Here is a 5,853-nt window from a genome sequence, read left to right on the forward strand (position 1 = left end):
TGGTCAATATTTGGAGAAGAGAGTAGAGAGTTAGAAAGAATTTCTCATGTTATTTATAACTCAAACCCTGGCAAAACTTCTTCCCCATAAAGAAGCGCTGGGGTTTGAACGACTTCTACAGCTAACCGAGATCGCTAAATCTCTACCTGCTGATCTTGAGGATTAATAAGCCAACCTAAATGAAAATCCTAAAAATTAAACCGCCAAAAACCTTTGAATCACATCTTGACTAAGTTCATCAGTTGAACCAGAGGCAACAATAGCACCTTTTTGCATAGCGTAATAGTAATCGGCCTGACGGACAAAGTGTAAGTGTTGTTCTACCAGTAAAACAGAAATACCTGTGGTTTCAACGATGCGACGAACTGCCGCTTCAATTTCGAGGATAATTGAGGGTTGAATCCCTTCGGTGGGTTCATCTAATACAAGTAATTGAGGTTGTCCCATTAAAGCACGAGCGATCGCCAGTTGTTGTTGCTGTCCACCACTTAAATCACCACCCATCCGCGACAACATGATTTTTAACACAGGAAATAAGCTAAAAATTTCTTCAGGAATTTCGGCTTTTTTAACCTGTCTCTGCCTAGCTTCTAACCCCAGCAGCAAATTTTCTTTGACTGTCAAACGGGGAATAATCTCTCGTCCTTGGGGAACATAACCAATTCCCATCTTCGCCCTTTGATCTGGAGATTTGGAGTTGATTAAATTACCGGCTAAGTTAATTGTGCCACTCCGGGGTTTGAGTAAACCCATAATTGTTTTGAGTAAGGTTGTTTTACCTACGCCATTGCGTCCAATTAGGCATACCATTTGCCCATTTGGTACATTCAAATCTACGTTGCGGAGAATATGGCTTTCACCGTAGTAAACGTTAATGTTAGAGATGTTTAGCATTGGTTTTCGTCTTGTCTTCCCATCTATTCCTGCTGTTGTCCTAGATATACTTCAACAACACGGGGGTCATTTTGGACTTCTCTAAAATTGCCTTCGCACAGTACCGAACCTTCATGTAGGACTGTGACTTTGTTGGCAATTTGACGGACAAATTCCATATCATGTTCAATCACTAAAATTGAATGATTCTGAGCTAATGTTAAAATTAGTTCGCCGATGTTATAGGTTTCTTCATCGGTTAAACCTGCAACTGGTTCATCTACAAGTAATAAGTCTGGAGATTGTCCTACTAACATCCCAATTTCTAAACGTTGCTTTTCTCCGTGGGATAATAAAGCTGCGGGGATGTCTGCTTTAGAAGTTAACCCAATGGTTTCTAATAAACCTTTTATAGTATTTTTTTCAGTAGTATGAGAACGCCCAAACAATGTAAAAAAAACATTTTTATTGCGGTTGCTGGTAATTTCTAAATTTTCCCGTGGTGTGAGGTTGAGATAAACTCTAGGTGTTTGGAATTTGCGCCCAATTCCCTGCCGTGCAATTTCATGTTCAGGCAGAGAACGTAGGTTTTTTCCTTTGAATAGTACTCGTCCTATAGTGGGTTGCACTTTACCTGTAATCACATCAAGAAATGTGGTCTTACCAGCACCATTAGGTCCAATGACTACTCGCAATTCACCCACTTCCATGCTAAAATTTAGTTGGTTGAGTGCTTTAAAACCATCAAAACTAACAGTGACGTTTTCAGTTTCCAATATTTTGGCGTTCATGTTGCACTTCTGTGTCTTCTTCCAAACTGGGATATGTAGAAATTTGTTGAGGGCGTTTGAAAAGAGGAATGTTTTGACTACGCAACCATCCTACTAAGCCGTCAGGAAGGACTGTCACGACAATTAAAAATAGTGCGCCTTGGAAAAATAGCCAGATTTCGGGAAATTGTTCACTCAAAAAAGCACGGGCATAATTGACTAACAAAGTTCCCACAATTGCCCCGATTAATGTAGCACGTCCTCCCACGGCTACCCAAATTACCATTTCAATAGAAAAAGCAATATCCATTGCTCTGGGTGATACAGAACCACTTTGCAGGGTGTAAAATGCTCCTGCTACGCCTGCGATCGCACCCGATACTGTAAACACTAATGTTTTAAAATCTGTGGGGTCATAACCAGAAAATCTTACCCGATTTTCGTCATCCCGAATAGCTATCAAAAGTCGTCCAAAACGTCCACTTGTCAGCCAGCGACAAACCCCGTAGGTACCAGCGAGAAACAATACTGTGAGAGTATAGAAAACAAATTTTGTTTTAGGATCACTGACGGTTGCACCAAACAAAGTTGTAAAATCTATCAGCCCATTAGTACCGTTGAAAAATTGTTGTTGACCGTTAAAAAAATTGAAAAATACAATAGTTGCGGCTTGGGTCAAAATCGAAAAATAAACTCCCTTAATGCGATTGCGGAATACTAAATATCCCAATAATCCCGCCAGCAAACCTGGAAGTATCACCACAGCCGCTATTGCTATCGGGAAAGAATAAAAAGGTCGCCAAAACCAGGGAAGTTCGGTGATACCATACAGCCCCATAAAATCAGGTAACTCACCAACAGGGACTTGCAGTTTCAGGTACATAGCGATCGCATATCCACCCAAACCAAAGAAAATACCATGTCCCAAACTTAGTAAGCCAGTATAACCCCAAATCAAATCAATAGCTAAAGCCACAATCGCCAGTGACAAAAATCGCCCCAACAAATTCAAGCGAAATTCTGATAGCACCACTGGCATAATTAAGATGAGGATGAGTGCAATCACCATCACCACCCCAACTTCAATTAATATTAACCTTCCTCCCTTCTTCATCCTCTATGTCCTTCACGTCTATGTGTGAGATTAAACATCAACACTACGACCTTTTTGTGGAAAAATTCCCCCAGGCTTCCACTGTAAAAATAAAATAATTAGCATAAATACCATCACCTTGGCCATACTTGTGGTAGCAAAAAACGTCAATAAATCCGCCAGAGGCTTAACAGGAGTTAACAACAAAGCTAAAGTCCCAGAACCAATTAAAAAGTTAGCTGTGCCAATTCCCAAGGCAGCTACAATAGTACCTGCTAAATTACCCACACCGCCAACAACCACAACCATAAAAGTGTCGATAATATAATTTTGTCCAGTATTTGGGCCTACAGAACCGAGCAAACTAATCGCGCAACCAGCCACTCCAGCTAAACCAGAACCCAAAGCAAAAGTGATCGCATCAACTTTTTGAGTTGGGATACCTAAACAAGCACTCATACTCCGGTTTTGTGTCACAGCCCGAATTCTTAATCCCCAGCTAGAACGTTGTAAGAATAGATAAATTCCTACTACACAAATTATTGTCAAAGCAATAATAAATAATCTGGCAAATGGTAATTGTACACCACCTAAAGATATGCCAGTTTGTAACCAACTAGGTGCTGTTACATCTACATTTTGTGCGCCAAACCAAGGTTTAGTTACTGCTAGCTGATAAGTTTGACTTAATAAATTACAAGTTGCTGTTGTTATCCCCAGCGATAGCAATAGTACTACCCACACAACCCAGTTACGAATTCTCTCTAAATTTGTGCGGGAATTTAAAAACCATAACCCACCAAAAAACAATAGAGAAAACAAGACTAAGCCAATTACTAAGACCAAATTCGCACTACGAACAAACTGCTGAAAAATTAAACTTACTCCCCAAGTTGCTAGCAGAGTCTCTAGGGGTCGTCCATAGAGGTAACGAATCACACCTCTTTCAAGAATTAATCCGATAAATGCTGTGAAAATGAAAGCAATAATTAACGCCAAAAATATATAAATTTCAAACCAAAAACCGCCTAATTGTTTACAGCCATTCTGCACAACAAATGTTGTATAAGCCCCAAACATCATCAATTCACCATGCGCCATATTAATGACACCCATCAAGCCAAATATAATGGCTAATCCCAAGGCGGCAATTAATAACACAGAACCGATGCTAATACCATTAAATACAGCATCTAAGAAACCTGTTAACACTTATTTTTCTCCACCAGCTATAAGCTTGTTTTCTAGTAATGAGTCAAAACTGAAGAGTTAAAATCCTAACTATAGCAATCCTATTTGAGTTGTCAAAATATCGAACCGCCAAGACGAGCCAGCGGTGCAGGAGGGTTTCCCTCCGTAGGCGACTGGCGTCGCCAAGAACGCCAAGAAAAGAGGGAAGAGAGAATTTTACAAATGATTTAGGATTGCTATATTAACTAATGACTAATGACTAATTAGACTTTTTTGTACTTACCGCCCTTAGCTGGATCTGACCAATCACAAGCAAATCCCTTAGTCTCTTTCACAAATTGATTCCAAGGAACTGGCTCAACTGGTGCAGGTGTAGCATAGATAATATCAAACAAACCATCATCTCTAACTTGACCAATCCGCACAACTTTAGATATGTGATGATTAGCATTTACTGTCACTTTTCCTTCAGGTGCATCTATGGTTTGACCATAAGCCGCAGCACGGACTTTAGCTAAATCAGGACTACCCGCTTTTTCTACTGCTTGCTTCCACAAATAAACGGCGATATATGCGGCTTCCATAGGGTCATTTGTTACCCGGTCTGCACCATATTCTTTTTTAAATGCCGCGACAAATTTCTTATTAGCAGGAGTGTCTACTGTTTGGAAGTAATTCCAAGCAGCGTAGTGACCTTTGAGATACTCAACACCAATAGACTTAACTTCTTCTTCGGCAATACTTACAGACATAGAAGGGTATTTGTCTGGTGTTAATCCAGCACCTTTTAACTGTTTGAAGAAAGCCACATTGCTATCACCATTTAAGGTGTTATAAATGACTCCACCGTTGGGCAAAGTTTGCTTAATTTTTGTGATGATTGGTGTAACTTCTGTATTACCCAAGGGTAAGTAATCTTCACCAACTGTTTTTCGGCTTAGAGCTTCTAATTGGGCTTTGATAATATTGTTAGCAGTACGAGGAAAAACGTAGTCTGATCCTACTAAAAAGAATTCTTTGCCTTTATTTTTTAACAACCAATCAACAGAAGGTTCAATTTGTTGATTTGGCGCTGCACCTGTGTAAAAAATGTTTTTAGAACACTCTTGACCTTCATACTGCACGGGATACCACAGCATATGGTCTTTACTTTCAAAGACTGGTTTAACATTTTTGCGGCTAGCTGAAGTCCAACAACCAAAAACTACAGCGACTTTATCTTGATCAATCAACTTGGTGGCTTTTTCTCTAAAAGTATCCCAGTTAGAAGCACCATCTTCAATAATGGCTTCAATTTGTTTTCCTAACACCCCACCATTGGCATTAATTTCTTTGATGGCTAATTTCTCAGCATCGACGACACTTTTTTCACTAATAGCCATTGTGCCACTAAGGGAGTGCAGAACACCTACCTTGATGGTTTCACTATTAGCCGCAGCTACAGGAGAAGCATTGCTAGAGGTGGCTGGACTGTTCGTAGCGGTTGGGGTGTTATTAGCGCAAGCCTTCAGAAGGATGCTGCTACCAATACTTGCAGAACTGTAAATCAAAAACCTACGTCGGTTAAATTGTCTACTCATATCTTGGCTAATTTCCCCTCAACGAATCAGCTAGCTTCCTGAAAGTTGACAAGAGCAAGCTTCAAACTGTGATATTAGTTTAATATTTAATCATTAAATTGTTATTTATATAATGACTTTTTGTAAAATGTAGAGACGTAGCGTGCTACGTCTCTACATTGCTTATCATTCAAAATCACCGTAAGCGCAAGCGCACGCCAAGGGCGAACGCGCAGCGTGCCTGAAGGGCATAGTTCTGATCGCCGGAAGCCGGCGCTCAGACTTCTCTCAGACTCACCTTAATAATGATTACCCGACTTACGATGATGCACAGCAGTAATTCCCTTAGCGTCTAGTACTTTGCCAT

General features: G+C 40.2%; 6 protein-coding genes. 1 reads left to right on the forward strand and 5 read right to left on the reverse strand.

Translation table 11 applies throughout. The annotated features are described in order from the left end of the window. Nucleotides 1–195 precede the first annotated feature (195 nt). Genes urtE through urtB form a run of 4 tightly spaced genes read right to left on the reverse strand, consistent with a single transcriptional unit; the run spans nt 196 to nt 3,948 of the window. Nucleotides 196–894, reverse strand: a complete 699-nt coding sequence (gene urtE, locus AC5590_RS13595) for an urea ABC transporter ATP-binding subunit UrtE (protein WP_169268810.1) — start codon at nt 892–894, stop codon at nt 196–198. A 23-nt stretch (nt 895–917) separates the two neighbouring features. Continuing rightward, complete coding sequence (gene urtD, locus AC5590_RS13600) at nt 918–1,664, reverse strand: urea ABC transporter ATP-binding protein UrtD (RefSeq protein ID WP_169268811.1); 747 nt, start codon at nt 1,662–1,664, stop codon at nt 918–920. Further along, a complete protein-coding gene (gene urtC, locus AC5590_RS13605) occupies nt 1,639–2,757 on the reverse strand; it encodes an urea ABC transporter permease subunit UrtC (RefSeq protein WP_169268812.1) in 1,119 nt (372 codons plus the stop codon). The genes urtD and urtC overlap by 26 nt, the downstream gene beginning before the upstream one ends. A 30-nt stretch (nt 2,758–2,787) precedes the next feature. Continuing rightward, a complete protein-coding gene (gene urtB, locus AC5590_RS13610; RefSeq protein WP_169268813.1) occupies nt 2,788–3,948 on the reverse strand; it encodes an urea ABC transporter permease subunit UrtB in 1,161 nt (386 codons plus the stop codon). Between the two features lie 84 nt (nt 3,949–4,032). Here urtB and AC5590_RS13615 point away from each other — a divergent pair, with 84 nt between their 5' ends. Continuing rightward, nucleotides 4,033–4,158: a hypothetical protein gene (locus tag AC5590_RS13615; protein WP_256379291.1), complete on the forward strand. Its 126-nt coding sequence runs from the start codon at nt 4,033–4,035 to the stop codon at nt 4,156–4,158. 32 nt (nt 4,159–4,190) lie between these two features. Here AC5590_RS13615 and urtA read toward each other — a convergent pair whose 3' ends face one another. After that, on the reverse strand, nt 4,191–5,507 hold the full coding sequence (urtA, locus tag AC5590_RS13620) for an urea ABC transporter substrate-binding protein (RefSeq protein ID WP_169268814.1): 1,317 nt from the start codon (nt 5,505–5,507) through the stop codon (nt 4,191–4,193). Between the last annotated feature and the right edge of the window lie 346 nt (nt 5,508–5,853).

The organism is Brasilonema octagenarum UFV-OR1 (genome assembly GCF_963888615.1).
In the GTDB taxonomy this organism is placed as follows: Bacteria; Cyanobacteriota; Cyanobacteriia; order Cyanobacteriales; family Nostocaceae; genus Brasilonema; species Brasilonema sennae.